Annotated in this window: 20 protein-coding genes, 1 tRNA gene and 3 pseudogenes; 12 read left to right on the top strand and 12 right to left on the bottom strand. The window is 75.3% G+C overall.

From position 1 onward, the window contains the following. Positions 1-65: 65 nt before the first annotated feature. Together B8281_RS00120 and B8281_RS00115 are read right to left on the bottom strand one after the other, a co-directional pair. Positions 66-446: an SHOCT domain-containing protein gene (locus tag B8281_RS00120; RefSeq protein ID WP_108051002.1), complete on the bottom strand. Its 381-nt coding sequence runs from the start codon at positions 444-446 to the stop codon at positions 66-68. Between the two features lie 108 nt (positions 447-554). Beyond that, entirely contained in the window at positions 555-1844 is a 1290-nt protein-coding gene (locus B8281_RS00115; protein ID WP_085386526.1) for a low temperature requirement protein A, read from the bottom strand. Positions 1845-1970: 126 nt separating this feature from the next. On the opposite strand from B8281_RS00115, the gene B8281_RS00110 reads away from it, so the two are divergent. From B8281_RS00110 to B8281_RS00100, 3 genes are all read left to right on the top strand, one after another. Beyond that, entirely contained in the window at positions 1971-2579 is a 609-nt protein-coding gene (locus tag B8281_RS00110; protein ID WP_085386525.1) for a hypothetical protein, read from the top strand. A gap of 88 nt (positions 2580-2667) precedes the next feature. Further along, positions 2668-4221: an alpha/beta hydrolase gene (locus tag B8281_RS00105; protein WP_034650449.1), complete on the top strand. Its 1554-nt coding sequence runs from the start codon at positions 2668-2670 to the stop codon at positions 4219-4221. Positions 4222-4333: 112 nt separating this feature from the next. Beyond that, positions 4334-4409 (top strand) — tRNA-Thr (locus B8281_RS00100). A 100-nt stretch (positions 4410-4509) separates the two neighbouring features. On the opposite strand, the gene B8281_RS00095 is transcribed toward B8281_RS00100, so the two are convergent. From B8281_RS00095 to B8281_RS00085, 3 genes are all read right to left on the bottom strand, one after another. Next, positions 4510-5277, bottom strand: coding sequence for a hypothetical protein (locus B8281_RS00095; protein WP_085386524.1), 768 nt, complete (start codon positions 5275-5277; stop codon positions 4510-4512). Between the two features lie 92 nt (positions 5278-5369). Continuing rightward, a complete protein-coding gene (locus B8281_RS00090; protein ID WP_085386523.1) occupies positions 5370-5969 on the bottom strand; it encodes an alpha/beta family hydrolase in 600 nt (199 codons plus the stop codon). A gap of 90 nt (positions 5970-6059) precedes the next feature. After that, entirely contained in the window at positions 6060-8429 is a 2370-nt protein-coding gene (locus B8281_RS00085; protein WP_085386522.1) for a heavy metal translocating P-type ATPase, read from the bottom strand. 357 nt (positions 8430-8786) lie between these two features. Between B8281_RS00085 and B8281_RS00080 the strand changes: the two genes are divergently transcribed. Continuing rightward, a complete protein-coding gene (locus tag B8281_RS00080; RefSeq protein WP_085386521.1) occupies positions 8787-9281 on the top strand; it encodes a hypothetical protein in 495 nt (164 codons plus the stop codon). Positions 9282-9349: 68 nt separating this feature from the next. Here the strand turns inward: B8281_RS00080 and B8281_RS00075 are convergent, their stop codons facing one another. The 4 genes from B8281_RS00075 to B8281_RS00060 form a co-directional block, all read right to left on the bottom strand. Next, complete coding sequence (locus B8281_RS00075; protein ID WP_085386520.1) at positions 9350-10060, bottom strand: hypothetical protein; 711 nt, start codon at positions 10058-10060, stop codon at positions 9350-9352. Positions 10061-10106: 46 nt separating this feature from the next. After that, complete coding sequence (locus B8281_RS00070) at positions 10107-10439, bottom strand: cupin (RefSeq protein WP_085386519.1); 333 nt, start codon at positions 10437-10439, stop codon at positions 10107-10109. 76 nt (positions 10440-10515) lie between these two features. Then, a complete protein-coding gene (locus B8281_RS00065; protein WP_085386518.1) occupies positions 10516-11469 on the bottom strand; it encodes a universal stress protein in 954 nt (317 codons plus the stop codon). Between the two features lie 170 nt (positions 11470-11639). After that, complete coding sequence (locus B8281_RS00060; RefSeq protein WP_232322622.1) at positions 11640-12287, bottom strand: hypothetical protein; 648 nt, start codon at positions 12285-12287, stop codon at positions 11640-11642. Positions 12288-12568: 281 nt separating this feature from the next. On the opposite strand from B8281_RS00060, the gene B8281_RS00055 reads away from it, so the two are divergent. The 7 genes from B8281_RS00055 (at position 12569) to B8281_RS00025 (ending at position 21848) form a co-directional block, all read left to right on the top strand. After that, entirely contained in the window at positions 12569-15136 is a 2568-nt protein-coding gene (locus tag B8281_RS00055) for an ATP-dependent Clp protease ATP-binding subunit (protein ID WP_031315080.1), read from the top strand. A 521-nt stretch (positions 15137-15657) separates the two neighbouring features. After that, a complete protein-coding gene (locus tag B8281_RS00050) occupies positions 15658-16776 on the top strand; it encodes an ABC transporter substrate-binding protein (protein WP_085386517.1) in 1119 nt (372 codons plus the stop codon). Then, entirely contained in the window at positions 16773-17636 is an 864-nt protein-coding gene (locus B8281_RS00045; RefSeq protein ID WP_085386516.1) for an ABC transporter permease, read from the top strand. Before B8281_RS00050 ends, B8281_RS00045 begins: the two co-directional genes overlap by 4 nt. Beyond that, entirely contained in the window at positions 17612-18430 is an 819-nt protein-coding gene (locus B8281_RS00040) for an ABC transporter ATP-binding protein (protein WP_085386515.1), read from the top strand. The genes B8281_RS00045 and B8281_RS00040 overlap by 25 nt, the downstream gene beginning before the upstream one ends. Continuing rightward, complete coding sequence (locus tag B8281_RS00035; protein WP_085386514.1) at positions 18427-19836, top strand: LLM class flavin-dependent oxidoreductase; 1410 nt, start codon at positions 18427-18429, stop codon at positions 19834-19836. Before B8281_RS00040 ends, B8281_RS00035 begins: the two co-directional genes overlap by 4 nt. Continuing rightward, positions 19833-20909, top strand: coding sequence for an LLM class flavin-dependent oxidoreductase (locus B8281_RS00030; protein ID WP_085386513.1), 1077 nt, complete (start codon positions 19833-19835; stop codon positions 20907-20909). The genes B8281_RS00035 and B8281_RS00030 overlap by 4 nt, the downstream gene beginning before the upstream one ends. 66 nt (positions 20910-20975) lie before the next feature. After that, a complete protein-coding gene (locus B8281_RS00025) occupies positions 20976-21848 on the top strand; it encodes a methyltransferase (protein WP_085386512.1) in 873 nt (290 codons plus the stop codon). Positions 21849-21917: 69 nt separating this feature from the next. On the opposite strand, the gene B8281_RS19610 is transcribed toward B8281_RS00025, so the two are convergent. Continuing rightward, complete coding sequence (locus tag B8281_RS19610) at positions 21918-22283, bottom strand: hypothetical protein (RefSeq protein ID WP_232322621.1); 366 nt, start codon at positions 22281-22283, stop codon at positions 21918-21920. Between the two features lie 422 nt (positions 22284-22705). Here B8281_RS19610 and B8281_RS20055 point away from each other — a divergent pair. After that, positions 22706-22990: pseudogene (locus B8281_RS20055) on the top strand (NUDIX hydrolase); the annotation flags it as partial. Positions 22991-23527: 537 nt separating this feature from the next. On the opposite strand, the pseudogene B8281_RS19600 reads toward B8281_RS20055, so the two are convergent. Together B8281_RS19600 and B8281_RS00005 are read right to left on the bottom strand one after the other, a co-directional pair. Next, positions 23528-23688 (bottom strand): annotated as a pseudogene (locus B8281_RS19600) (LUD domain-containing protein). Between the two features lie 273 nt (positions 23689-23961). Then, positions 23962-25062, bottom strand: a pseudogene (locus B8281_RS00005) (LUD domain-containing protein); the annotation flags it as partial. Positions 25063-25066: the final 4 nt, after the last annotated feature.

Genomic DNA, 25066 nt, shown 5'->3' with positions numbered 1-25066 from the left:
GATCGTCGGACGGGCCGGACGCACCCGCACGCGGGTACGCCCGGCCCGGGGGAGGCAGGGGTCCGTCAGGCGAGCGCCTTCGCCTTGAGCTGCGCGAACTCCTCGGGGGTGATGGCGCCCGAGTCGAGGAGCGCCTTGGCGTGGGAGATCTGCTCGGCCGGCGACGTCGTCGCGACCTGGCGGATGTAGGCGTCCGTGTCGTGCTTCGCCTGGACGACGGCCGCGGCCTGTCGCTCCGCCATGCCGCGCCCCCGCGCGATGAGGTAGACGAGCGACGTCAGTACGGGCAGGAAGATGAGGAAGATGATCCAGACTGCCTTCCACCACCCGGAGAGCTCCCGGTCACGGAACAGGTCCGCGATGATCTGGAAGAGCACGATGAGGTACGCGATGAAGAAGAAGCTCCACACGAGGAGCCAGAAGAAGTCCCAGAAGTCCACGGTCACGCCCTTTCTCGACGGGTCCCGCGACGCGACGGCCTGCTGCCCCGCGCCATCAGGGCGAACGTAGCGACGTCGCGACGATCGCGCCCGGCGAGACGCACGGGCCCCGGCTCACGGGGTCCCGGACGGCGTCTCGGGAGGGGGCCCCGTCGGCGCGCCCGGCCCGTCCGACGGCGCGCCCTGGACCCGCCGCGCGCGGACCACGTCGCCCACGATGACCGCCAGCAGGACGCCGTCCGTCACCCAGTTGAGCGCGAGCGGCGAGAGCCACGCGTGGAGGGCGAAGAGCACGCCGACCGCGACCGCGCCCAGCACGTGCGGGAGCGACCAGCGCCCGCCCGTCGCGCGCCGGAACAGCGCGTTCCCGACGAGGTACGTCGCCGCCGCCCCGCACACGAGGCCGGCGGTCCAGGCGTCGGCGTGACCGCCGTCGTGCCCGAGCGGGTGCAGGAGCACGAGCTCGTCGGCGACGGCGGTGAGCACGATCCCGGTGACGATGACGAACGGGACGTACGTGTACGCCGTCTGGGCGACCATCCCGCGCTCGGCGCGCGACGTGAAGTACTCGGTGGCGCGCCGCTCGGACCGGTCGAAGAACAGCAGCCACATGAGCACGGTGCTCGCGAACGCGGAGCAGAACGCGGAGACGGTCGTGAGGTCGAGGGGGAGCTCGGCGAACGCGGCGCCGGTGACGATGATCGACTCGCCCAGGCAGATGATGACGAACAGGCTGACGCGCTCGGCCATGTGCTCCCCGCGGACCACCCACGTGCTCGCGCGCGACGCCCCGATCCCGGGGAGCCAGAACATCGCGCGCGGCCCGGCGACGTCGATCGCGGCCGCGACCGCCCACAGCAGCAGGCGGTGCTCCTCGACGAGGCCGCCCGCGACCCACAGCGCGCCCGAGGCCGCGAGCCACGTCGTGATGCGGACGAAGTTCACCGCGTTCTCGGGCCACACGCGGCCCATCGCGACCATCGTGAAGAGGCTGCGCCCCACCTGCATCGCGACGAGCATGACGGCGAACAGCAGGCCCTTGTCGCCGAACGCCTCCGGGATCGCGCTCGCGAGGACGAGGCCCAGCAGCATGAGCACCACGAGCAGGCCCCGCACCGGCAGGCGCTCGGGGTCGAGCCAGTTCGTCACCCACATCGTGTCGACCCACACCCACCAGACGGCGACGCCGAGCAGGAGCGTGTGCCCGAGCGCCTCGACGCCGGGGTGCGCGATGAGCCCGTGCGAGAGCTGGGTGACCGCGAACACGAACACCAGGTCGAAGAACAGCTCCACGTACCCGACGCGGCTCGAGTCGCCGCCGTCGCCGTGCCGCAGGAGGTCGGTGCGCAGGCCCCAGCGCAGCGGGGGCCGCTCGGTGCCGCGGGTCGGGTGCGGTGCGTCCATGCGGGGATGCTCCCACCCCGGGTCACCGTCGGGTCACGATCCCGCGGCGCGTCGGCGGTTCGGCGCGCGCGAGGTCCCGGCGCGGACCACGATGGTCGCGCACCCGTCGCCGACCGAGGAGTCCCCATGGTCCCCGCCCGTCGTCCCGCCGCCCGGACCGCGCGCCTCACCGCGGCGCTCGCCCTCACGGCCACGGTCGCCCTGCTCGGGGCGTGCGCGTCCGGAACCGACGGGGGCGGTGACGGCACGAGCGCCACCGAGGAGACCACGGAGCCCGACGGCGGCCCCTCGTCGGACCCCTCGGCGGAGCCGACCGGCGACGCCACCGACGAGCAGCAGGGCCTGCCCGACGCCGCGACGATGGACGTCGTCGCGGGCGCGCACGGCAAGGGCCTGCCGCCCGGCGCGGACGCGCCGACCGAGGGCGGCACCGGCGCCGCGTGGAGCGCCGAGCCGGGCCTCCTGCTCGTCGTGACGTTCGGGTCCAGCTCGTGCCCGCTGCTCGCCGAGGACGACGCCGCGGTCGAGGGGAGCGACGTCGTCGTGTCGTTCGTCGACATCCCCGCCGACACCGCGTGCACCATGGACTACGTCCCCGCGACGTCCGTCGTCGCGGTGCCCGACGACGTGGACACGAGCGCCGACGTGAGCGTCGTGCTCGGGGACCGCGGGACCGTCGTCGTGCCGCCGCCGGCCGAGGGCGCGGCCGGCGAGTTCGCCTGGACCGCGGGGTGACGACCCGCGCGGTGAAGAGCGCGTGAAAGGACGGGCCGCCGCCGGTGGGCCGTCTCCCGCGCGACGGGCGAGCGGCTACCGTGTCCGGGTGACGACGTCCCCCTCCTCCCGCCCCGCTCGCCGCGCCCTGGCCTGCGCCGCGACCCTCGCGCTGGCCCTCGTCGCGGGCGCGTGCTCGGCGCCCCCGAAGCAGCAGACCCCGGTCGAGGACGTCCCGACCGCGTCGTCGACCGGCACGGGCGAGACGGGACCGGAGGGCTTCGAGGAGTTCTACGGGCAGACCCTCGCGTGGGAGGAGTGCGGGGCCGGCTGGGAGTGCACGACGGCGCGCGCCCCCCTCTCCTGGCAGGACCCGGCGGCGGGCGAGATCGAGCTCGCGGTCAAGCGCCAGCCCGCGACCGGCGAGCGCATCGGCTCGCTCCTCACCAACCCCGGCGGGCCCGGCGCGTCAGGCGTCGACTTCGTCGCGTCGCTCGCGCCGACCGTCGGCGAGAGCGTCACCGCGGCCTACGACCTCGTGGGCTTCGACCCCCGCGGCGTCGGGCAGTCGTCGCCCGTCGTGTGCCTCGACGACGCCGCGAAGGACGAGTCCCTGTCGCGCGACTTCGACACGGACGAGGCGGGGCTCGAGGCGCTCGCGGAGGACCGTCGCGCGTGGGCCGACGCGTGCGCCGAGAACACGGGCGAGCTGCTCGGCCAGGTCGACACCCAGAGCGCCGCGCGCGACATGGACATGCTGCGTGCCGTCCTCGGCGACGAGAAGCTCGCGTACCTCGGCTACTCCTACGGCACGCAGCTCGGGGCCACGTACGCCGGGCTGTTCCCGGACAAGGTCGGCCGCATGGTGCTGGACGGGGCGATCGACACCTCGCTCGACCCGGACGAGATCTCCGAGCAGCAGGCCGTCGGCTTCGAGAACGCCCTGCGCGCGTACGTCGAGGACTGCCAGGCCGGCGCCGGGTGCCCGCTGAAGGGCGACACGGACGCGGGGATGCGCCAGATCCGCTCGCTCCTCGACGCCGCGAAGGCGAACCCGCTCCCGACGGACTCGGGTCGCAGCGTCACGCAGACCCTCGGCTTCTACGGCGTCGCCGTCACGCTGTACAACGACCAGAGCTGGCCCGTGCTCACGCAGGCGCTCACCGAGGCGTTCGAGGAGGGCACCGGCAACGGCCTGCTCTACCTCGCCGACTTCTACAACGACCGGAACGCCGACGGCACGTACTCGTCGAACTCGTCCGAGGCGTTCCGGGCCGTGAACTGCCTCGACGGGCGCCAGGACGACGACCCGGCCGCGATGCAGGCCCAGCTCGAGCGGCTCGAGGAGGAGGCCCCGACGATGGGCTACTTCTTCGCGTTCGGCGGGCTCACGTGCGAGGGCTGGGCGTACCCCGTCGTCGACCAGGAGTTCGACCTCGCCGCGGAGGGCGCCGCGCCGATCCTCGTCATCGGCACGACCAACGACCCGGCCACCCCTTACGTGTGGGCCGAGGGCCTCGCCGACACGCTCGACTCCGCCGTCCTGGTCACCTGGGAGGGCGAGGGGCACACCGCGTACGGGCGCGCGAACGACTGCCTGAGCGACGCCGTGGACGCCTACCTCGTGGACGGGACCGTCCCCGAGGACGGGCTCCGCTGCTGAGCCGAAGGACGCCCGACGGCGGCCCGCGGGCCCGCTTTGGAATCTGGCCCGGTCGTTGGGTACAGTAGGCGCTCGTTGCCACCGGTTCGCCGAGCGGACCGGGACGTAGCACGCCGCCTTAGCTCAGTCGGCAGAGCGATTCACTCGTAATGAATAGGTCAAGGGTTCGATTCCCTTAGGCGGCTCCATCACGGCAGAAAAGGCCGGGTCCTCGGACCCGGCCTTTTCTGCGTTCGGAGCGTGGTGCAGGCGGGGACGCCAGCCTGGCGCAGGCGCCTCGCCGAGGGCTCAGCCCACGCGGCGCACGAGCAGGATCACGCCGCCGGCCGCCGCGGCGACGAGCCCGCCGACGCCTAGCGCGGCGAAGGTCGGGAAGGTCTCGCCGGCGGGCGGGGGCGGCGCCGTGCGGTCGACGGACGCGAGCGGGACACGCGCCGGCTCGGTGCCGGCGGTCGTGGGCGCGGCGGTCGGGGTCGGCTCGTCGGGGGCGTCCGTCGTCGGTTCCTCCGTCGGCTCGGCGGTCGGCTCCTCCGTGACGTCCGGCTCCGGCGCGTCCGGCGTCTCGACGGGCGCCTCCACGACCGCCGCGGCCGGCGGCACCTCGGCCGTCGGGGCCGAGGTCGCGGGGGCGTCGGGGGTCGGCGCCGGGGGCGCCGTCGTGGGGGAGGGCTCGGCCTGCGCCGTCGTGCAGACGGGGTCGTCCCCGTTCCACCGCGCGTGCTGCGCGCGCAGGCCGGACACCTGGGCCCACGTGACGCAGTAGCCGTCGGGGAACGTGCGCGACGGCACCGAGAAGGCCAGGAACCCGTCCGCGGAGTCGCGCGGGCCGTAGGAGTCGGAGTAGTACCGCTCGCGGCTCCCGTCCGGCGCGCTCACGGCGTAGGAGACGGCGCCCCACTCGGACCAGAGGCGCTCCGGGTCGAACGAGACGCCGTCGACGCTCACCTCGAGCCCGCTCTCGCCGTCCCGGCCGGCGGCGGTCGCGGGTGCGGCGGCGACGGCCACCACGAGCACCGCCAGGGGTGCGAGGGCGAGCAGGCGGCCAGCGGCGCGCATCAACACCTCCGGGTCGTTCGGGAGCGGTCCGCGGCACATCGTACGCAGTCGTGCGGGCCGGTCGGAACGCCGGAGCGGCGCCCTGGGGTGCGTCAGGCCCCGAGCGTCGCGAGCCACCGGACGACGGCCTCGCACACGGCCGCGTCCTGCCCCTTGAGGTCGTGGGCACCGGGCAGCTCGACGCGCGTGACGGGCCCGGGGATCGCGGCGGTGTGCTCGGCGAGCTCGTCCGGCGTCGCGAACGGGTCGGTGCGCCCGGAGACGAGGAGGACCGGCACGTGGAGGTCCGGGAAGTGCTCGGTCCGCAGCCGCTCGGGCTTGCCCGGCGGGTGCAGCGGGTAGCTGACGAGAGCCAGCCCGGCGGCGGGGAGCCCCTCGGCGACGGCCATCGAGCACATGCGGCCGCCGTACGAGCGGCCGCCGAGCACGAGGTGGTCCGTCGTGGTGCCGAGCTCGGCGGCGAACGCCTCCGCCTCGGCGCGGACGTGCGCGATCGCGACGGGCGGCCGGTCGGGCATCCGTTTGCCGGCGATCCGGTAGGGGAAGTCGACGCGGCGCACGGGGACGGGCGGGTCGAGGGCGGCCAGCGCCTCGTCGATCGCGACGAGCGCGCGGTGGTCGCGGCTCGCGCCGGCGCCGGGCGTGAGGAGGACGCCGGCGGCGGGCCGGTCGTCGGGCTGCTGCGTGGTCACCGGCCCAGTCTCGCAGCGCGCACGGGGTCCCTCACGGTCGAGCACGACCTTCCGCGCGGCCTCGTGGTCGAGGGGGCCTCGCGGCCCCGCTCACCGCGACGCGAGCCGGGCCGGGTCGAGGTCGGTGCGGCGCAGCAGCTGCGCGTTGAGCGCGACGATGACCGTCGACGCGGACATGAGGATCGCGCCCACCGCCATCGGCATGACGAACCCGACGGGCGCGAGCACGCCCGCGGCGAGGGGCACGGCCACGATGTTGTAGCCCGCGGCCCACCACAGGTTCTGCTGCATCTTGCGGTACGACGCGTGCGACAGCTCGATGATCGACAGCACCGCCCGCGGGTCGGAGCTCGCGAGGATCACCCCGGCGGACGCGATCGCGACGTCGGTGCCCGCGCCGATCGCGATGCCGACGTCCGCCTGGGCGAGCGCCGGGGCGTCGTTGACGCCGTCGCCGACCATCGCGACGACGCGCCCGCCGTGCTGCAGCTCGGCGACCTTCGCGTCCTTGTCCTCGGGGCGCACGCCCGCGAAGACCTGGTCGATGCCGAGCTCGCGCCCGACCGCGCGGGCGACGGGCTCGGCGTCGCCGGTGATCATGACGACCCGGATGCCGCGCCGGTGCAGCGCGTCGACGGCCTCGCGCGACTCGGGGCGGATCGCGTCCGCCAGGGCGAACGCGCCCACGACCTCGCCGGACCGCGCGTCCGATGCGGTGCCGGTGCCGGTGCGGGCGCCGGCGTCGTCCGAGACGACCACGTGCAGGACGGTCGACCCGTCCTCGGCCCACGCCGCGGCGTCGGGCAGGGGGTCGAGCCCGCGCTCGCGCAGGAGTGCCGGCCCTCCGACCGCGACGCGGCGCGCGCCGTCGGGGGTCGGGACGGTCGCCTCGACGCCGACGGCCGTGAGCGACCGGAAGTCGGTGGCGCGGGGGACGTCGTCGCCCCGCTCCTCGGCCGCCCGCACGATCGCGCGGGCGAGCGGGTGCTGGCTGTCCGCCTCGGCCGCCGCGGCGAGCGCGAGCAGCGCGGCCTCGGACGTGCCGCCCGCGGTCGCGAGGTGCACGACGACCGGCTCGCCCGCGGTGAGCGTCCCGGTCTTGTCGAACAGGACGGTGTCCACGGTGCGCATGCGCTCGAGCGCGAGGCGGTCCTTGACGAGGACGCCCGCCTTCGCGGCACGCTCCGTCGACAGCGAGACGACGAGCGGGATCGCGAGGCCCAGCGCGTGGGGGCACGCGATGACGAGGACGGTGATCGCCCGGATCAGCGCCTGCTCGGGCGTGCCGAAGACCAGCCAGAGGCCGATCGTCAGGGCGGCCGCCCCGAGCGCGTACCAGAACAGCCACCCGGCGGCGCGGTCCGCGAGGCGCTGCGTCTTCGTCGACGACGCCTGCGCGTCCGCGACGAGCCGCTGGATGCCCGCGAGCGCGGTGTCCTCGCCGACGGCCGTGATCCGCACGCGCAGCGCGTCGTCCGTCGCGACGGTCCCCGCGACGACGGCGTCCCCGACGGTGCGGCGCACGGGGCGCGACTCGCCGGTGATCATCGACTCGTCGACGTCCGCCGAGCCGGACGCGACCTCGCCGTCCGCGGGCACGCGCCCTCCCGGCCGGACGACGACCAGGTCGCCCACGCGCAGGTCCGTCGGCGCGACGGTCGTCACGGTCCCGTCCTCGGCGACCCGCTCCGCCTCGTCCGGGAGGAGCGCGGCGAGCGAGTCGAGCGCGGACGCCGTCTGCGCGAGCGAGCGCATCTCGAGCCAGTGGCCCAGCAGCATGATGACGACGAGGAGCGCGAGCTCCCACCAGACGTCGAGCTCGTGCGCGAGCAGGCCCAGGCTCGCTCCCAGCGACGACACGAACGCGACCGTGATGGCGAGCGAGATGAGCGTCATCATCCCGGGCTTGCGGCTCCGCAGCTCGCTCACCGCACCGGTGAGGAACGGGCGCCCGCCCCAGGCGTAGATCACCGTGCCCAGGACGGGGGACACCCAGGGCACCCACGCGGCGTCGGGCAGGTCGTAGCCCAGGAGCATCGCGAACATGGCGTTCAGCGCGACCGTGGGGACCGCGAGGACGAGCATGATCCAGAACAGGCGGCGGAACTGCCCGACGTGGTCGCCGTGCCCGCCGTGACCCCCGTGACCCGCCATGTCGTGTCCGGCGTGGCCCGCCGTGCCGTGACCGGCCGTGTCGTGACTCTCGTGCCCGGACGTGCCGTGGCCCTCGTGCCCGGCGGTGCCGTGACCCGCGGTGGCGTGACCCGCGTGGTGGTCCTCGTGCCCCGCCGTGTCGTGGCCGCGGTGCGCGGCCGGGTCGTGCGTGGCGTGGTCGACGGCGGCGGTCGCCGACGCGCGAGGGTGCCCGTGCGCCTCGGGGTGCGCGTGCGCCTCGTGGTGCTCGTGCTCGCCGTCCGCGCCGGTCCGACGCCCGGGGCCGTGCTCCGTGCGGTGGTCCACCGTGTCTCCTCTCGGCTGCTGATACCCCTAGGGGGTATCTTCTCCTCCCGATCATGCCCCCGTGGTGCCGATCCGTCAACCGTTCGAGCGCGACCCGTCCGTGAGGGGCGGCGGCAGGGGCGCGGGGTGGGCTCCCGCAGCACGACCGGGCACCGGACCGCCACGCGCCGGGGTGCGTCGTCGCCCGGGCGACCGCGAGGCGCAGCGCCTGCTCGCCGACCTCGGCGTCGCTGGGGGTGGGCCCGGGCGCGGGACCCGGCGGGCGGCGCGCCGCGCCGCCGGGTGGGCCGCCCCGGGAGCGGCTACGTTCGAGAGAACCCGGTCGACCGGGCCACCACCACACCGCAGGAGGACCCCATGACGTCCCAGGACGCAGCCGCGCCGCGCAGCACGACGGCGGTGCTCGCCCGGGCCCTCGCGCTCGGCGTCGCCGCGGGCTCGCGCAGCAGCCTCGGGGTCGCGGCGCCCGTGCTGGCCGGCCTCGTGCGGCCCGGCGGGTCGGGCCGGTCGGGCCACGGACCGGGGCCGCTCGCGCGCGGCGCGGCGATCCTCGGCGTCGTCGGCGAGGTCGTCGGCGACAAGCTGCCGCAGACGCCGAGCCGGCTCGCGCCGCCCGGCCCCGTCGTCCGCGTCGCGAGCGGCGCGGTCGGCGGGGTGCTCGTCGCCCGGCACCGGACCGGTCCGGTCGGGCTGGTCCTCGCCGCCGCCGCGGGAGCCGCGGGCGGTGCCGTCGGGACGTGGGGCGGTGCGGCGTGGCGACGCCTCGCCGTCGGCGAGCGGCCCGACTGGCCGGGCGCCGTCGCGGAGGACGTCACGGCGCTGGCCCTCGCGGCCTGGGCCGTCAGGGGCTGAGCGGCCGCCACGGCGACCCGGGCACGACGTCCCGGGAGTGAACCTCCCGGGCGGGAGGGCGCCGTCGGTCAGCAGCCCGCCTGCTCGTAGCGGCACAGCAGCTCCCACGCGGCGCGGGTCTGCTCCGCGACCGTCTCGCGGGCCGCGCCCACGGTGCTCTCCCCGCCGTCGAGCGCGACGAGCGTGACCGCGGCACCGCGGCGCGTGGTCGCCAGGTAGGTGCCGAGCGCCGTGTCCAGGTCCCCGCTCCCGCCCGACCCGTAGTAGTCGGTGGCCAGGCCGCCGCCCTGGGCGCCGACGTCGAGCGGCTCGGCCGTGTACGTCGTGCCCTCCGCGCCGCCCTGCGCCGCGCACGCGGCGAGCAGGTCCGCGAGCCGCGCGGCCTCCGCGGTGGCGGCGTCGGCGTCGGCGAACACCGCGACCTGGTGGACCCCCACGGTGCCCTCGTCCGCGCCGTCGCCCTCGGTCGCGGTGCGCATCGCCGTGGCGTCCGCGGGGCCGCCGTCGGCGCACGCCTCCGGGAGGTGCCAGTCCGCGACCCCCTCCGCCTCGTCGCGTGCTCCCTCGCCGCCCCACGCCCCCGCGGGGAGCAGGACGTCGGCGGGCGCGTCAGTCGGGAGCGCCGCGGCGGGATCGCCGGGTGCCGGGGTCGCGGCAGAGGTCGAGGGGGCCGGGGCCGACGGCTCCGGGGTGCCCGGGGCGTCGCCGGGGGTCGCGGTGCAGGCCGCGAGGACCAGGGCGCTCGCGGCGAGGACGGTCGTCGTTGTCGAGACTCTCATCCGCACCACCCTGGCAGCCGTGCGGGCGGTTCGCAGGAGCAGGCGCTCAGCTGCCCGGGACGCTCGTCACGGTCGTCAGGAGGAACGCCGCGTCCTCGATCGCGCTCACCGCGTGCCGCTCGTGCGTGAGCACGCGCAGCTCGCCCTCGCCCAGCTCGACGTCGCCCTCGCCGAGCGCCGTGACCCGGACCCGCCCGCGCAGCACCTGGATCGACGCCGCGGGCGGGGAGTTGTGCTCCCCGAGCTCGACGCCCGCGCGCAGCGCGAGGATCGTCTGGCGCAGCGGGCCGTCGTGCAGCACGACCTCGGCGCTGCGACCGTTCGGCGCGGTGCGGGCGGTCGTGAGGTGGGCTTCCGTGAGGAGGTCGACGTTCGTCATCGGGGCTCCGGCCTGTCGGGGAGCTCCATCATGCCGCGCGGCGGGCGTCGCTGCCGCCCGCGCGTCGGGCAAGGCCTCAGTTGTCGTGCGCGCCCGAGGGGTGCGTCGCGTCCGCGGGCCGCACGACCGTGACCGGGCAGTGCGCGTACTCGACCGCGTGCCGGCTCACGGACCCCAGGAGCAGCCGGTCGAACCCGCCGACGCCGCGGTTGCCGAGCACGAGCCGCTCCGCGCGCGACGACGCCTCGATGACCCCCTTCGCGGCGTGCACGTGCTGCACGCTGCGCACGAGGCGGTCGTCGGGCAGGGCGACCCCCGCCGCCTCGAGCGCGGCGTCGAGCTTCTGGGCGGCGAACTTCTCGTAGTCGTCGATGGGCGGCGTCCATCCCCACGAGTCGGGCAGGGGCGCGAGCGAGACGATCTGCCAGCAGAACAGGGCCTCGAGCGTCGCGCCCGTGCGCCGCGCGACGTCGGCGCCGTGCCGCAGCGCCTGGACCGACGTCGACGACCCGTCGACCCCGACGACGACGGGCCGCGCGTGGTCGTGGCGCACGTCGGGCGTCCCGCGCACCACGGTCACGGGGACGGTCGCGTGCTGCACGACGGCGGTCGGCACCGACCCGAGGACCATCCGGCCGAGGCGGCCCCGGCCGCAGCGGCCGAGGACGAGCAGGTCGGCGTCGTCGCCGTCGGCGGCGTCGGGCCGCACGTCGTCCTGGGCGGCCTGCGCGACGCGCGGCTGGGCGAGGGCGAGCAGGACGGCCGCGGGGCTGCCGCGCTCGGCGACGGCCGTCGCGGTGACCGCGTCCGGGCCGATCCCCGTGCGGGCGCGCGCGGCGTCGAGCCACTCCTGGACGAGCGCCCGCTTCTCCTCGGCCGCCGCGTCGGGGCCGTCGCCCGGCCCCTGCCGCGACTCGAACGCGAGCACGGCCGTCAGGGGCACCGCCCGGTCCGCCGCCTCGCGCATCGCCCAGTCGAGCGCGCCGCCCGACTCCTCCGACCCGTCGACACCGACGATCACGCCGCGCATCTCGCCACCTCCGCCCGGTCGGCCGACCGCGTGCGCCGTCGGCGTGCTGTCACCGACGCCGTCGGCGGCGCCGGTGCTGACTCGACCCTAGGCCGCGGGGCCGCGCCGCGCCCGGGACGGGCGTCCCGGGGTGGTGGACGAGAGTCCCGCGGCGCGGGGCGCGGCGCCGGTCAGAACCGCGGGTCGGGCTCGTCCTGGAGGATGTTGCGCAGGGGGCGGGTGACGACGTCGACCCGCGCGAGCAGGTCCGCCGGGCCCGAGACGACCAGCGCCCGGTCCTCGACCGGCACGTACACCGCGGCGTGCTCCCGCACGGTGACGTACAGGCAGGGGCGGGTCTCGCCGTCGACCCGGAACGTGGTGCGCACGACGGGCGCGACGTCCACCTCCTCGACGATCGCGCGCATCGCGGCGCGGTACTCCTGGTAGGAGTCGAGGAAGTCGTCGTCGCCGGGGGAGTCCGAGTGCAGGGGCGCGGCGAGCGCCCCGCTGAGCGCGGTGCGGGCGATGTCCTCGGCCTGCTCGTCGTGCGCGGCCCGCACCCGCAGCGTCTCGACGTCGAGCGTCTCGCCCGTGAACGACACGTAGGAGCGCAGGAAGCGCTCCTCGGCCGGGTCGTGCGCGCCGTGGCCGGCGCCCGTGAGCGTCTCCTCGTCGAGGTCGAGACCCCAGGTGAGCGGGTCGTCGACCTCCGCGACGGCGCCGTGGAACCGCGCGACCACCTGCTCCCACGACGCGGCCGAGCCCGTGGGGCGTGCCTCTCGCTCGTCCGCGTCCGGTGCGGGGGTGTCCTCCGGCGGCTGGTCCGGTTGGTGCATCGCTCTTCGCCACCCTTCTGGACGTCGTGCGGGGCGCACTCCCGAGCCTGCCCGTGGCGCGGGCCGCGGTCAACGCCCCCGGCGCGTGTCGGGCCGGGTGATCTCCGCCGTCGTGCACCCGGGACCGCCCGGCAGGTCACGGCGCGACCCCTCTTTCACGCCCCTGGCGAACAACGGCATACGGAGGGGGTGCGGCTCGTTCGAACCGCATAGAGTCAATGCGGTCAGGCTTGTACCCGTCGTCCGGCGGGCAGGTGTACGCCGCTCACGAGGAGCAGCACATGTTCGAGAGATTCACAGACCGAGCCCGTCGGGTCGTCGTCCTCGCCCAGGAAGAGGCGCGGATGCTCAACCACAACTACATCGGCACCGAGCACATCCTCCTCGGCCTCATCCACGAGGGCGAGGGTGTCGCGGCCAAGGCGCTGGAGTCCCTCGGGATCTCCCTCGACGGCGTCCGCACCCAGGTGACCGAGATCATCGGCGAGGGCCAGCAGGCCCCGAGCGGGCACATCCCGTTCACGCCGCGCGCCAAGAAGGTGCTCGAGCTGTCGCTGCGCGAGGCGCTCCAGCTCGGCCACAACTACATCGGCACCGAGCACATCCTGCTCGGCCTCATCCGCGAGGGCGAGGGCGTCGCCGCCCAGGTCCTGACGAAGATGGGCGCCGACCTCAACAAGGTGCGCCAGCAGGTCATCCAGCTCCTGTCCGGCTACCAGGGCAAGGAGCCGGTCGCCGCCGGCGGTCCCACCGAGGGCCAGCCGTCGGGCTCGGCCGTGCTCGACCAGTTCGGGCGCAACCTCACCCAGGCCGCGCGCGAGGGCAAGCTCGACCCGGTCATCGGGCGCAGCCTCGAGATCGAGCGCGTCATGCAGGTGCTGAGCCGCCGCACCAAGAACAACCCCGTCCTCATCGGCGAGCCCGGCGTCGGCAAGACGGCCGTCGTCGAGGGCCTCGCCCAGGACATCGTGCGCGGCGACGTCCCCGAGACGCTCAAGGACAAGCAGCTCTACACGCTCGACCTCGGCGCGCTCGTGGCCGGCTCGCGCTACCGCGGCGACTTCGAGGAGCGCCTCAAGAAGGTGCTCAAGGAGATCCGCACGCGCGGCGACATCATCCTGTTCATCGACGAGATCCACACCCTCGTCGGGGCGGGTGCCGCCGAGGGCGCGATCGACGCCGCGAGCATCCTCAAGCCGATGCTCGCGCGCGGCGAGCTGCAGACCATCGGCGCGACGACGCTCGACGAGTACCGCAAGCACGTCGAGAAGGACCCGGCCCTGGAGCGCCGCTTCCAGCCCATCCAGGTCGCCGAGCCGTCGCTCCCGCACGCCATCGAGATCCTCAAGGGCCTGCGCGACCGCTACGAGGCGCACCACCGCGTGTCCATCACGGACTCCGCCCTCGTCTCCGCGGCCACGCTCGCGGACCGGTACATCAACGACCGGTTCCTCCCGGACAAGGCGATCGACCTCATCGACGAGGCGGGCGCGCGCCTGCGCATCCGCCGCATGACGGCCCCGCCGGAGCTCAAGGAGCTCGACGAGGAGATCGCCGAGGCGCGCCGCGAGAAGGAGTCCGCGATCGACGCGCAGGACTTCGAGAAGGCCGCCGGCCTGCGCGACAAGGAGAAGCAGCTCACCGCGAAGCGCGCCGACAAGGAGAAGGCGTGGAAGTCCGGTGACCTGGACACCGTCGCGGAGGTGGACGAGGAGCTGATCGCCGAGGTCCTGGCCATGGCCACGGGCATCCCGGTCTTCAAGCTCACCGAGGAGGAGTCCAGCCGCCTGCTCAACATGGAGGACGAGCTGCACAAGCGCGTCGTCGGCCAGGAGGCCGCGATCAAGGCGCTGTCGCAGGCCATCCGCCGCACGCGTGCGGGCCTCAAGGACCCGAAGCGCCCCGGTGGGTCGTTCATCTTCGCCGGCCCCACGGGCGTCGGGAAGACGGAGCTGGCCAAGGCGCTCGCCGAGTTCCTCTTCGGGGACGAGGACGCGCTCATCCAGCTCGACATGTCGGAGTTCTCCGAGAAGCACACCGTCTCGCGGCTGTTCGGCTCGCCCCCCGGCTACGTCGGGTACGACGAGGGCGGCCAGCTCACCGAGAAGGTGCGGCGCAAGCCGTTCTCGGTCGTCCTGTTCGACGAGGTGGAGAAGGCCCACGCGGACATCTTCAACTCGCTCCTGCAGATCCTCGAGGACGGTCGCCTGACCGACTCGCAGGGCCGCGTCGTGGACTTCAAGAACACCGTCATCATCATGACGACCAACCTCGGCACGCGGGACATCGCCAAGGGCGTCCAGACCGGCTTCAACGCCGGCGGCGACCTGGTCACGTCCTACGAGCGCATGAAGGCGAAGGTCAACGACGAGCTCAAGCAGCACTTCCGGCCGGAGTTCCTCAACCGCGTCGACGACGTGGTGGTCTTCCCGCAGCTCTCGCAGGCCGAGATCATCCAGATCGTCGACCTGATGATCGCCCGTCTCGACGCCCGCCTGCGGGACAAGGACATGGGCATCGAGCTCACGCAGCCCGCGAAGCAGCTCCTCGCCGAGAAGGGCTACGACCCGGTCCTGGGTGCTCGTCCGCTGCGCCGCGCGATCCAGCGCGACATCGAGGACGTGCTCTCGGAGAAGATCCTGTTCGGCGAGCTCAAGGCCGGCGAGATCGTCCTGGTCGACGCCGAGGGCGAGGGCCTGCTCGGAGAGTTCACCTTCCGGGGTGTCTCGAAGGGCGAGCACGACCGCGGCCCGGTGAGCGTGGGCGCGGCCGCCGCGCTCGACGCCCCGACCGGCGTCTCGGTCCGCGACCTGCCCCCGACGGGCGAGCTGCAGGCCGGCGCGGAGTGACGCACTCCTGAACGCCTGACACACGGGCCCCGATCCTCCTCCGGGAGGGTCGGGGCCCGTCGTCGTCCCGGCGCCCCCTCTCCCGCCGAGCAGGTGGTCGTGGCGCGTCCGGGGCGACCGACGCACCACCATCGCCTGCTCGGCCGACACGGACCACCTGGTCGGCGGGCGAGGGGCCGTTGCACGGCGTTACGTCCGTCCTCGTCGTGGGACAGGGGGCGACCGCCCTTTGCGGGGCGTGCGCACGCTGGCACAGTCGCCCGCATGCCGACGACACCGGGGGGCCTCGTCGCCCTCCCCGCCACCGACGCCGGGCACGTGCCCGGGCTCGCGTGTCGTCGCGCCCTGCGTGCGCGCCTGCGCCGTCGGGCCGCGTGTCGTCCGACCGCGTGCCGCTGAGCACCCCGACGCACTGACCGACGGCCGCCCCGGGCCGCCGTCGGGCCGTCCCACCACCCTCCCGCGCACGGCACCCGCGCGCCCTCGTGCGTCCCCGTGCGCTCTCCCTGAGAGGACCCGCCATGCCTGGTTCCCCGCTCCGTCCGTCCGCACCGCCCGGCCGCCGGAGGGCGACGGCCGTCGCGCTCGGTCTCGTCGCGCTCCTCGCCGCCGGTGCGTGCAGCACCGCCGAGGCGTCCGGGGGCGGTGACCCGGCCGACGGCGGCACGCTCGCCCCGGACGCCGAGCTGCCCACCGAGGTGCCGGAGGGCACCGTCCTGCGGGTCGGCGACCCGACGACGCAGAAGGCGTTCGAGCTCGCGGGCGACGACCTGGACAGCGACTTCTCGTTCGAGATCGAGTGGGCCAACATCTCGGGCGGCCCGGCGACGACGGAGGCGTTCCGGGCCGGGTCGCTCGACGTCGGCGCCGTCGCGGAGATCCCGCCGATCCACGCGACGTGGACGGGTCTGGACGTGCAGGTCTACGCGTCCGTCTACCGGGAGAACTGGGAGGACGCGCCGGTCTACGAGTTCGCGGGGGCGCCGGGGGTCGAGCTCGACTCCCTCGAGGACTTCCGCGGTCATCGCATCGCGTTCAGCCCGGGCCAGGCGCAGGGCGCGATCGTCCTCAAGGCGCTGGAGGAGGCCGGGCTCACGCAGGACGACGTCGAGCTCGTCGAGCTCCCGAGCACGGGCGACGTCTACTCGACGGCCCTCGCGGCGGGCGAGGTCGACGTCGCGCCGCTCGGCGGCACGCAGCTCTTCCGGTACCTCGCGACGTACGAGGCCGACGGCGCGACGTCGGTCGAGCACCACCTGCGCGACGACGCGTCGCACCTCTACGGCCCGACCGAGGTCGTGCGCGACCCGGCCAGGGCGGCGGCGCTGCGCGAGTACGTCGCCGCGTGGGCGGCGGCGAAGGTCTGGGTCGCGGAGCACCCGGAGGAGTGGAAGCAGGGGTACTACATCGAGGACCAGGGGCTGAGCGAGGAGGACGCGCAGTATCTCGTCGACCACGCGCCGGTCCCGGACGTCCCGTCCGACCTCACCGAGGGCATCGAGCGCACGCAGGCGACGGTCGACCTGCTCGCGGCGGAGCTCGACGAGCAGCCGCTCGACGCGGCGGACCTGTTCGACGTGCGCTTCGGCCCGGTCGCGGGCGAGGCGGCCGCCGCCGCGCGGGACGGGGGCGCGCAGTGAGCGCCGCGGTCGTCGAGCGGGTCGACGTCGCGGTCCCGCGGGACGACGCCGGGCCGTCGACCCTCGTGGACGTGCGACCGCGCGGCACGCGCCTCGGGCTCGGTCGGCCGGTCCCGCTCGCGGCGCTCGTCGGGGTCACGCTCCTCGCGGTCGTCTGGTCGGTGGGGTCCGCGACGGGGCTCGTCGACCCGCGCGTGCTGTCCGCGCCGTGGACGGTCGTCTCGACGGGCGCGGAGCTCGTCGCGAACGGCAAGCTCGGGGCGCACCTCGGCGTCTCCCTGACGCGCGCCGCGCTCGGGCTCGCGGCCGGCATCGTCGCGGGCGTCGTGCTCGCGCTGGCCGCCGGGCTGAGCCGGGTCGGCGACGCCGTGCTCGACGGCCCGATCCAGGTCAAGCGCGCCATCCCCAACCTCGCGCTCCTGCCGCTGCTCATCCTGTGGTTCGGCATCGGCGAGCAGATGAAGGTCATCACCATCGCGCTCGGCGTCTTCATCCCCATCTACCTGCACACGCACAACGGCCTGCGCGCGATCGACAGCCGCTACGTCGAGCTCGCCGAGACGGTGCAGCTCTCGCGGTGGCAGTTCGTGCGCCGCGTCATCCTGCCGGGCGCGCTGCCCGGTTTCTTCCTCGGCCTGCGGTTCGCGGTCACGGGCTCGATGCTCGCGCTCGTCGTCGTCGAGCAGGTCAACGCGACGGCCGGGATCGGCTACATGATGGAGCTCGCCCGGACGTACGGGCAGACGGAGATCATCCTCGTCGGCCTCGTGGTCTACGGCGTGCTGGGCTACTCCGCGGACCTCGCCGTCCGCCTCCTGCAGAGGAGGGTGCTCTCGTGGCGGCGCACGCTGGAGGACTGACCGCGCAGGAGGCCCGCCCGACGGCGCCGGGCGCGGCCGTGCGGGTCCGCTCGCTCGTCCGGTCGTACGGGGAGCAGCGCATCCTCGACCACCTCGACCTCACCGTGGACGACGGCGAGTTCGTCGCGATCCTGGGCCGGTCCGGCTCGGGCAAGAGCACGCTCCTGCGCGCGCTCGCCGCGCTCGACCACGGGGTCGCGGGCTCGGGCGAGGTCGTCGTGCCGGACCAGGTGTCCGTCGTCTTCCAGGACTCGCGGCTCCTCCCGTGGGCGCGCGTGCTGGACAACGTGGTGCTCGGTCTCGACGCCGGGGCGCGCGGGCGGAGCGCCGCGCGGGACGCCGGCCGCGCGAGCCTCGCGGAGGTCGGCCTGGCCGGGCGCGAGCGCGGGTGGCCGAACGAGCTCTCGGGCGGCGAGCAGCAGCGCGTGTCGCTCGCCCGTTCGCTCGTGCGCTCGCCGCGGCTCCTGCTCGCCGACGAGCCGTTCGGCGCGCTCGACGCCCTGACGCGCATCCGGATGCACGCCCTGCTGCGCGACCTGTGCGCGCGGCACCGCCCCGCGGTCCTGCTCGTCACGCACGACGTGGACGAGGCGATCGTGCTCGCGGACCGCGTCGTCGTGCTCGACGAGGGGCGGATCGCGGCCGAGCGCCGCGTCGACCGGAGCTACGGCCCCACCGAGGCCCGCGACCCCGCCGACCCCCGCTTCGCCCGGCTCCGCACGGAGCTGCTCGACGCGCTCGGCGTCGTCCGCGACGCCCCGACCACCCCCGACCGGAAGGACACCGCCGCATGACCCGCCACGCCTCCTCGGGCCACCGCCCCGGCCGCCTGCACCTCAACGCGTTCCTCATGAGCACGGGCCACCACGAGGCGTCGTGGCGCCTGCCCGAGAGCGACCCGTCGTGGACCTCGACGAACATCGCGCACCTGCAGCGCCTCGCGCAGGTCGCGGAGGCGGGGAAGCTCGACTCGATCTTCTTCGCGGACGGCCCCGGGCTGCGGTCCGACGTCGAGCGTCGCCCGGCGGGCTCGCTCGACCCGCTCATCGTGCTGACGGCGATCGCGACCGTGACCGAGCGCATCGGGCTCATCGCGACGGCGTCCACGACGTACAACTCGCCCTACAACCTCGCGCGGCGCTTCGCGTCGATCGACCACGTCTCGGGCGGCCGCGCCGGGTGGAACGTCGTCACGACGGCCGGGCCGGAGATCGCGCGGAACTTCGGCCTCGACGACCAGCCGGCGCACGCCGTGCGGTACGAGCGCGCGGCCGAGTTCCTCGACGTCGCGTTCCGGCTCTGGGACTCGTGGGAGGACGACGCCGTGCTCGCCGACAAGGCCGCGGGCGTCTGGGCGGACCCGGCCAAGATCCACGGGCCCGCGCACGTCGGCACCCACTTCTCCGTGCACGGCGCGCTCACGACGCCGCGCTCGCCGCAGGCGCGCCCGCTCATCGTGCAGGCCGGGTCGTCCGAGGACGGCAAGGACCTCGCCGCGCGCTACGCCGAGGCCGTGTTCACCGCGCACCAGACGCTCGCCGACGCCCAGGCGTTCTACTCCGACCTCAAGGCCCGGGCGGTCACGGTCGGGCGGGACCCGGGCACGGTGAGGATCCTGCCCGGCATCGTCCCCGTCATCGGGTCCACGGAGGCGGAGGCGCTCGCGCGGGAGCGCGAGCTCGACGAGCTCATCGTCCCCGAGTACGCGCGCGCCCAGCTCGCGAAGACGCTGCGCCTCGCGCCCGAGGACCTGCCGCTCGACCGCGAGCTGCCCGACGGCCTGCCCACCGAGGACGAGATCGAGGGGGCCAAGAGCCGGTACACGCTGATCGTCGAGCTCGCGCGGCGCGAGCGGCTGACGGTGCGCCAGCTCATCGGGCGCCTCGGCGGCGGGCGGGGCCACCGCACGTTCGCCGGCACGCCCGAGCAGGTCGCCGACGCGCTCCAGGACTGGTACGACGCCGAGGCCGCCGACGGGTTCAACATCATGCCCGCGGTGCTGCCGTCGGGGCTCGAGCAGTTCGTCGAGCACGTGCTGCCCGTGCTGCGCGAGCGCGGCCTGTTCCGCACCGAGTACGAGGGCCGGACGTTGCGCGAGCACTACGGGCTCGAACGACCGGCGAACCGCTACACGGACGCGGCCCCCGCCGGGACGTCGTCCGACGGCGGGGCACGAGTCGTCGAGGGGGCCTTCGCATGAGCGCGGAGCACCTCTGGTACATCCCGAACCAGGTGCGGCCGGGGCACCGCTGCGACGACACCACCGAGGACCACAACAGCCTCGACACCCTGACGAGCCACGCGCACGCCCTGGAACGCCACGGGTTCGCGGGCGCGCTGCTCGGGACGAGCTGGGGGCGTCCCGACACGTTCACGGTCGCGACGGCGCTCGCGGCCCGCACCACGACGTTCGAGCCGCTCGTCGCGATCCGGCCCGGGTTCTGGCGGCCCGCGCACTTCGCGTCCGCCGCCGCGACCCTCGACCACCTCAGCGGCGGCCGGCTGCGCGTCAACATCGTGTCCGGCACCGACGGGCAGGAGGCGTACGGCGACGGCGAGGCCGACCCGGCGCACCGCTACGCCCGCACGCGCGAGTTCCTGCAGATCGTGCGGCGCCTGTGGACGCAGGAGGAGGTCACGTACGCGGGCGAGCACTTCTCGGTGACGCGCTCGTCGCTGGGGCCGCGGCCCGTGGTCCGCGGCGACCGCGCCCACCCGCGGATCTACTTCGGCGGCGCCTCGGAGGCGGCGGAGCGCGTCGCGGCGACCGAGGCCGACGTGCAGCTCTTCTGGGGCGAGCCGCTCGACGGGATCGCGGAGCGCATCGACCGGCTGAGGCAGCTGAGCGCCGAGCTCGGCCGTGAGCACGCACCGCTCGAGTTCGGGCTGCGCGTCACGACGTTCGTGCGGGACACGACGGAGGAGGCGTGGGCCGACGCCGAGGCGAAGGTCGCGCAGCTCGCGGCCCGCTCGCCGGAGCGCGAGGCGTGGTCGGCCCGGGACCGGGGGCGGAGCACCGCCGTCGGGCAGCAGCGCCTGCTCGACCTGGCCGAGCGGGGCGAGGTGCTCGACGACAACCTGTGGACCGCCCCGGGCCGGTTCGGCGGCGGGGGAGCGGGCACGACGTGGCTCGTCGGCTCCGCGGAGGACGTCGCGAAGTCGCTGCGGCGCTACGAGGACCTCGGCGTGACGCACTTCGTCCTGTCCGACACCCCGTACCTGCGGGAGATCGAGCGCCAGGGCACCCGGCTCCTCCCGCTCCTGCGCGACTGACGGTCACCGTCGCGGGGATCGGTCGGCGGTCCCCGGGCGGCCGCGACCCGGAGTACCGTCCGGAGCGTGGACCAGAGCCGGCTCGACGACCTCACCGCCCGCCTGCGCGCCGCCGGGTGCGTCTTCGCGGAGGACGAGGCCGCGCTCCTCGCCGAGCGGGCCGACGACGACGCGCACCTCGAGGCGCTCGTCGCGCGCCGGGTCGCGGGCGAGCCGCTCGAGCACGTCCTCGGGTACGTCGACTTCCACGGGCTGCGGGTCGCCGTCGACCCCGGGGTGTTCGTGCCGCGCCAGCGCACCACGCTGCTCGTCGACGAGGCGGTCGCGCTCGGGCGGCGGGCCGGGCGCCTGGCGCCTCTGTCCGACGGCGGCCCGGGCAGCGGCCCCGGCCGTCGTCCGGAGGGTGGCCCGGACGGCCGGACGGTCGTCGTCGACCTGTGCTGCGGTGGCGGGGCGCTGGGGCTCGCGACGGCGGTGGACCTCGGCGGAGCGGAGGCCGTCGCGCTGCACGCGAGCGACGTGGACCCGGCGGCCGTCGCGTGCGCGGCGCGCAACGTCGCGGCCGTCGGCGGGACCGCGTACGAGGGAGACCTCTTCGACCCTCTGCCCACCGGTCTGCGCGGGCGGGTCGACCTCCTCCTCGCCAACGTGCCGTACGTCCCGTCGGGCGAGATCCCGCTCCTGCCGCGCGAGGCGCGCGACCATGAGGCCCACGTCGCCCTCGACGGCGGCGGCGACGGGCTGGACGTGCTGCGCCGCGTCGCGGCCGAGGCGCCCGCCTGGCTCGCCCCCGGCGGCCACCTGCTCACCGAGTCCGGCGAGCGCCAGGCAACGGGCGCCGTCGCGGTGCTCGGCCGCGCCGGGCTGGTCGCGCGCGTCGTCCGGGACGACGACATCGGCGCGACGATCGTCGTCGGGACGCTCCCCGCCGAGACGTGAGAAATGGCCCCTGCGATGCGCAGGTCAGGGGCCACTTCTCACGTCTCGGCAGGCTTCCGCGCGTGACGCCTACGTCGAGGCGGGCCGCAGCAGCGCGCGGATCTCCTTCTCGGCCTGCGCGGGCGTGAGCGCGCGGCAGCCGAGCGACTCCCAGTGCCGCACGAGCGCGGGCTCGGCGCGCAGCAGCGCCCAGCCGCGCCGGAACAGGGTGAGCGGCGGCTTGCGCATCTCGGCGAGGTCGCGCAGCAGGCGGAACCAGAACGTCACGAGTCGTGGTCGGTAGAGGCAGATCGCGTCGGCCAGCACGTCCTGTGCGCGGCAGGCCGCGACGATCTCCGCCGCGAAGATGCCCTCCGCCAGGACGACGCGCGAGCCCGTGACGTCGACGTGGGTCGTGCCGGTGCGGCGCGACGTCGGGATGTCGTAGACCGGCACGTCGGCGTGGCCCGCGCGCGCGAGGTCGACGAGCGCCGCGACCGCACCCTCGGCGTCCCACGAGCGGGGTCGTCCCAGTCCACGATGCCGAAGCGCTGCGGCAGGTCGGGGTGGTCGTGGTCGAGGTAGAAGTCGTCGAGCGCGACGACCGGGAGCCCGAGCCGGCGGGTGAGCGACGTCTTGCCCGAGCCCGACGCCCCGGTGAGCAGCACGATCCGCGTCGGGACCTCGCGCGACCCGGGCGGGAGGTCGAACAGCGCCGGGTCCCCGGCGGGTCCGGTCGGCACCGGGTCGGTCCGGGTGGCGGCGTCGGTGGGGCCGCCGTCGGCGTCGTGCTGAGGGTCGCTCACGGGACACCATTGTCGCAGCGTCCGGCGCGAGCCCCGAGGCGGGGCGTCGGGTGGGGCGCGTAGCCTTCCCCGGTGACTGCTCCGGACCCCGCCGCCCTGCTCGCCCGCGACGCCCTCGACCGCCTCGACCGGTGGGAGCCCGTGGATCCCCGTCAGGGGGCGCTCGCGGCGGAGTACCGCGCGTTCGTCCGCGGCGACGCCGGCCCGCGCGCCGAGGCGGTGCGGCGCGACGGCGGTCCGCAGCACCTCACGGCGAGCTGCTTCGTGCTCAGCCCCGGTCTCGACCGCGTGCTGCTGTGCTTCCACCGCAAGGGCCGGTTCTGGGTCCAGGTGGGCGGCCACACCGAGCCGGAGGACACGACGCTCGCCGGTGCCGCCTACCGCGAGGCGCGCGAGGAGAGCGGCATCGAGGACCTCGTCCCGTTCGACCCGGACCCCGAGCCGGGCGTCCCGTTGGACGCGGACCCCGAGCAGGGCGTGGAGTCCGTGGCCGGGTCCCGCGCCGTCGCCGCGCCGGCCGCCCCCGTGGACGTGCACCGGCACGACCTCGCCGCGGCGTTCGGCACCTGCCGGACGCACTGGGACGTCGGGTTCGTCGCGTTCGCCGACCCGGACGCGCGCACGGTCGTCAGCGACGAGAGCGAGGACGTCGCGTGTTCCCGGTGGACGCGCTGCCGCCCGGCACGCCCGACGACTTCCCCGTCCGCCTGGCGACGGTCCTCGCGGAGGTGCGCCACCGCCGTCGGGCAGGACTCCCCACGACGTAGAGCCCCGGTCGCGCGAGGTAGAGCCCCGGTCGCGCGAGGTAGAGCCCTGGTCACGACCAGGGCTCTACCTCGGCTAACCAGGGCTCTACCTCGGCGGACCGGGGTTCTACCTCGGCGGACCGGGGCTCTATCTCGGCGGGACGAGGACGACGTGGAGGGTGCGGGGGCCGTGCACGCCCTCGACGCGGGAGAGCTCGATGTCGCTCGTCGCGCTGGGGCCGCTGATCCACGTCTGCGGGCGCCCGGGTGCGCGGCGAGCAGGCGCACGGCCTCGGGCACGGTCTGCACCACCTGGTCCGTGCGCACGACGCACACGTGCAGGTCGGGCACGAGCGTGATCGCCCGGCGCCCTGGTCGGGCTCGCCGTCGAGCACGATCGTCCCGGTGTCGCCCACCGCGACGCGCGCCGCGGTGACGACGGCGTCCGTGCGGTCGAGCTCGTCGGGCGTGCGCGGGTCGTCGCGCGCGTCCCGCACGACGGCGGTCCCGGCGCCCAGGCCCGCGAGCCACGCCTCGTCGAGACCGGCCGGCACGACGACGGACGTCGCGTCGGCGAGCAGGTCACCGACGACTGTCGCCACGTCCGCCGCCGTCTCGGCGCGGTGCACGTGCGCCCGGTAGTCGACGAGCCGGTCGACGAGCACGTCCACGGCCTCGGGCGAGCCCGGGGCGAGCTCGCCGTGCTCGCGGTAGGCGCGCGGCACGCTGCCCGACGCCGCGGGCCGCCCGCCGCCGTCGACCCGCCGAGCGCGTGCGCACGCGGCGAGGACGTCGTCGCGCGCGCTCACCGGTCCTCACCTCCCTCGGTGCGGGGCTCGTCGCCGGGCGGTCGCGCCACCAGTCGCGGAAGGTCTGCTTCGCGGGCGCCGGGAGTCGCGCGAGCGGGTCCACGCGGACGCGGGCGGCGGGAGGGTCGAGATCCGGCCCTTCGGACCGGCGACCAGGCGCCCGACCCCCGCAGCCTTCTCCGCGAGCTCGAACCGGCGCGCGTCGGACATGACGAACGAGGCCGCCTTCATCGCGGCGCCCCACCCGGTGGGGCGGCCCGCGGTCGGCGTCGACCTCGCGCGCCCGGAGCTCGACGAGGATCGACGGGATGTCGATCTTCACGGGGCACACCTCGTAGCACGCGCCGCACAGCTCGAGGCGTAGGGGAGCGACGCGTTGGGTCGTGGTGGCCGGAGAGCCCGCCGGAGACTTCGTGAGCTGCGGCGTGAGGATCGCTCCGATCGGGCCGGGGTAGACCGACCCGTACGCGTGGCCGCCCACGCGCTCGTACACCGGGCACACGTTGAGGCACGCCGAGCAGCGGATGCAGTGCAGCGCGGCCCGCCCGACCTCGTCGGCGAGGACGTCGGTGCGCCGTTTGTCGAGCAGCACGAGTGGAAACTCCTGCGGGCCGTCGCCGGGCGTGACGCCCGTCCACAGGGAGGTGTACGGGTTCATGCGCTCGCCCGTGGACGACCGCGGCAGGAGCTGGAGGAACACCTCCAGGTCGGTGTACGTGGGCACGACCTTCTCGATCCCCATGACCGTGATGAGCGTCTCGGGGAGCGTGAGGCACATGCGCCCGTTGCCCTCGGACTCGACGACGGTCAGCGTCCCCGTGTCCGCGACGCCGAAGTTCGCGCCGCTGATCGCGACCTTCGCCGAGAGGAACTTGCGG

It is taken from the genome of Cellulosimicrobium sp. TH-20, from assembly GCF_002105775.1.
Lineage (GTDB): Bacteria > Actinomycetota > Actinomycetes > Actinomycetales > Cellulomonadaceae > Cellulosimicrobium > Cellulosimicrobium funkei.
This window is presented reverse-complemented; position numbering and strand designations above follow the sequence as displayed.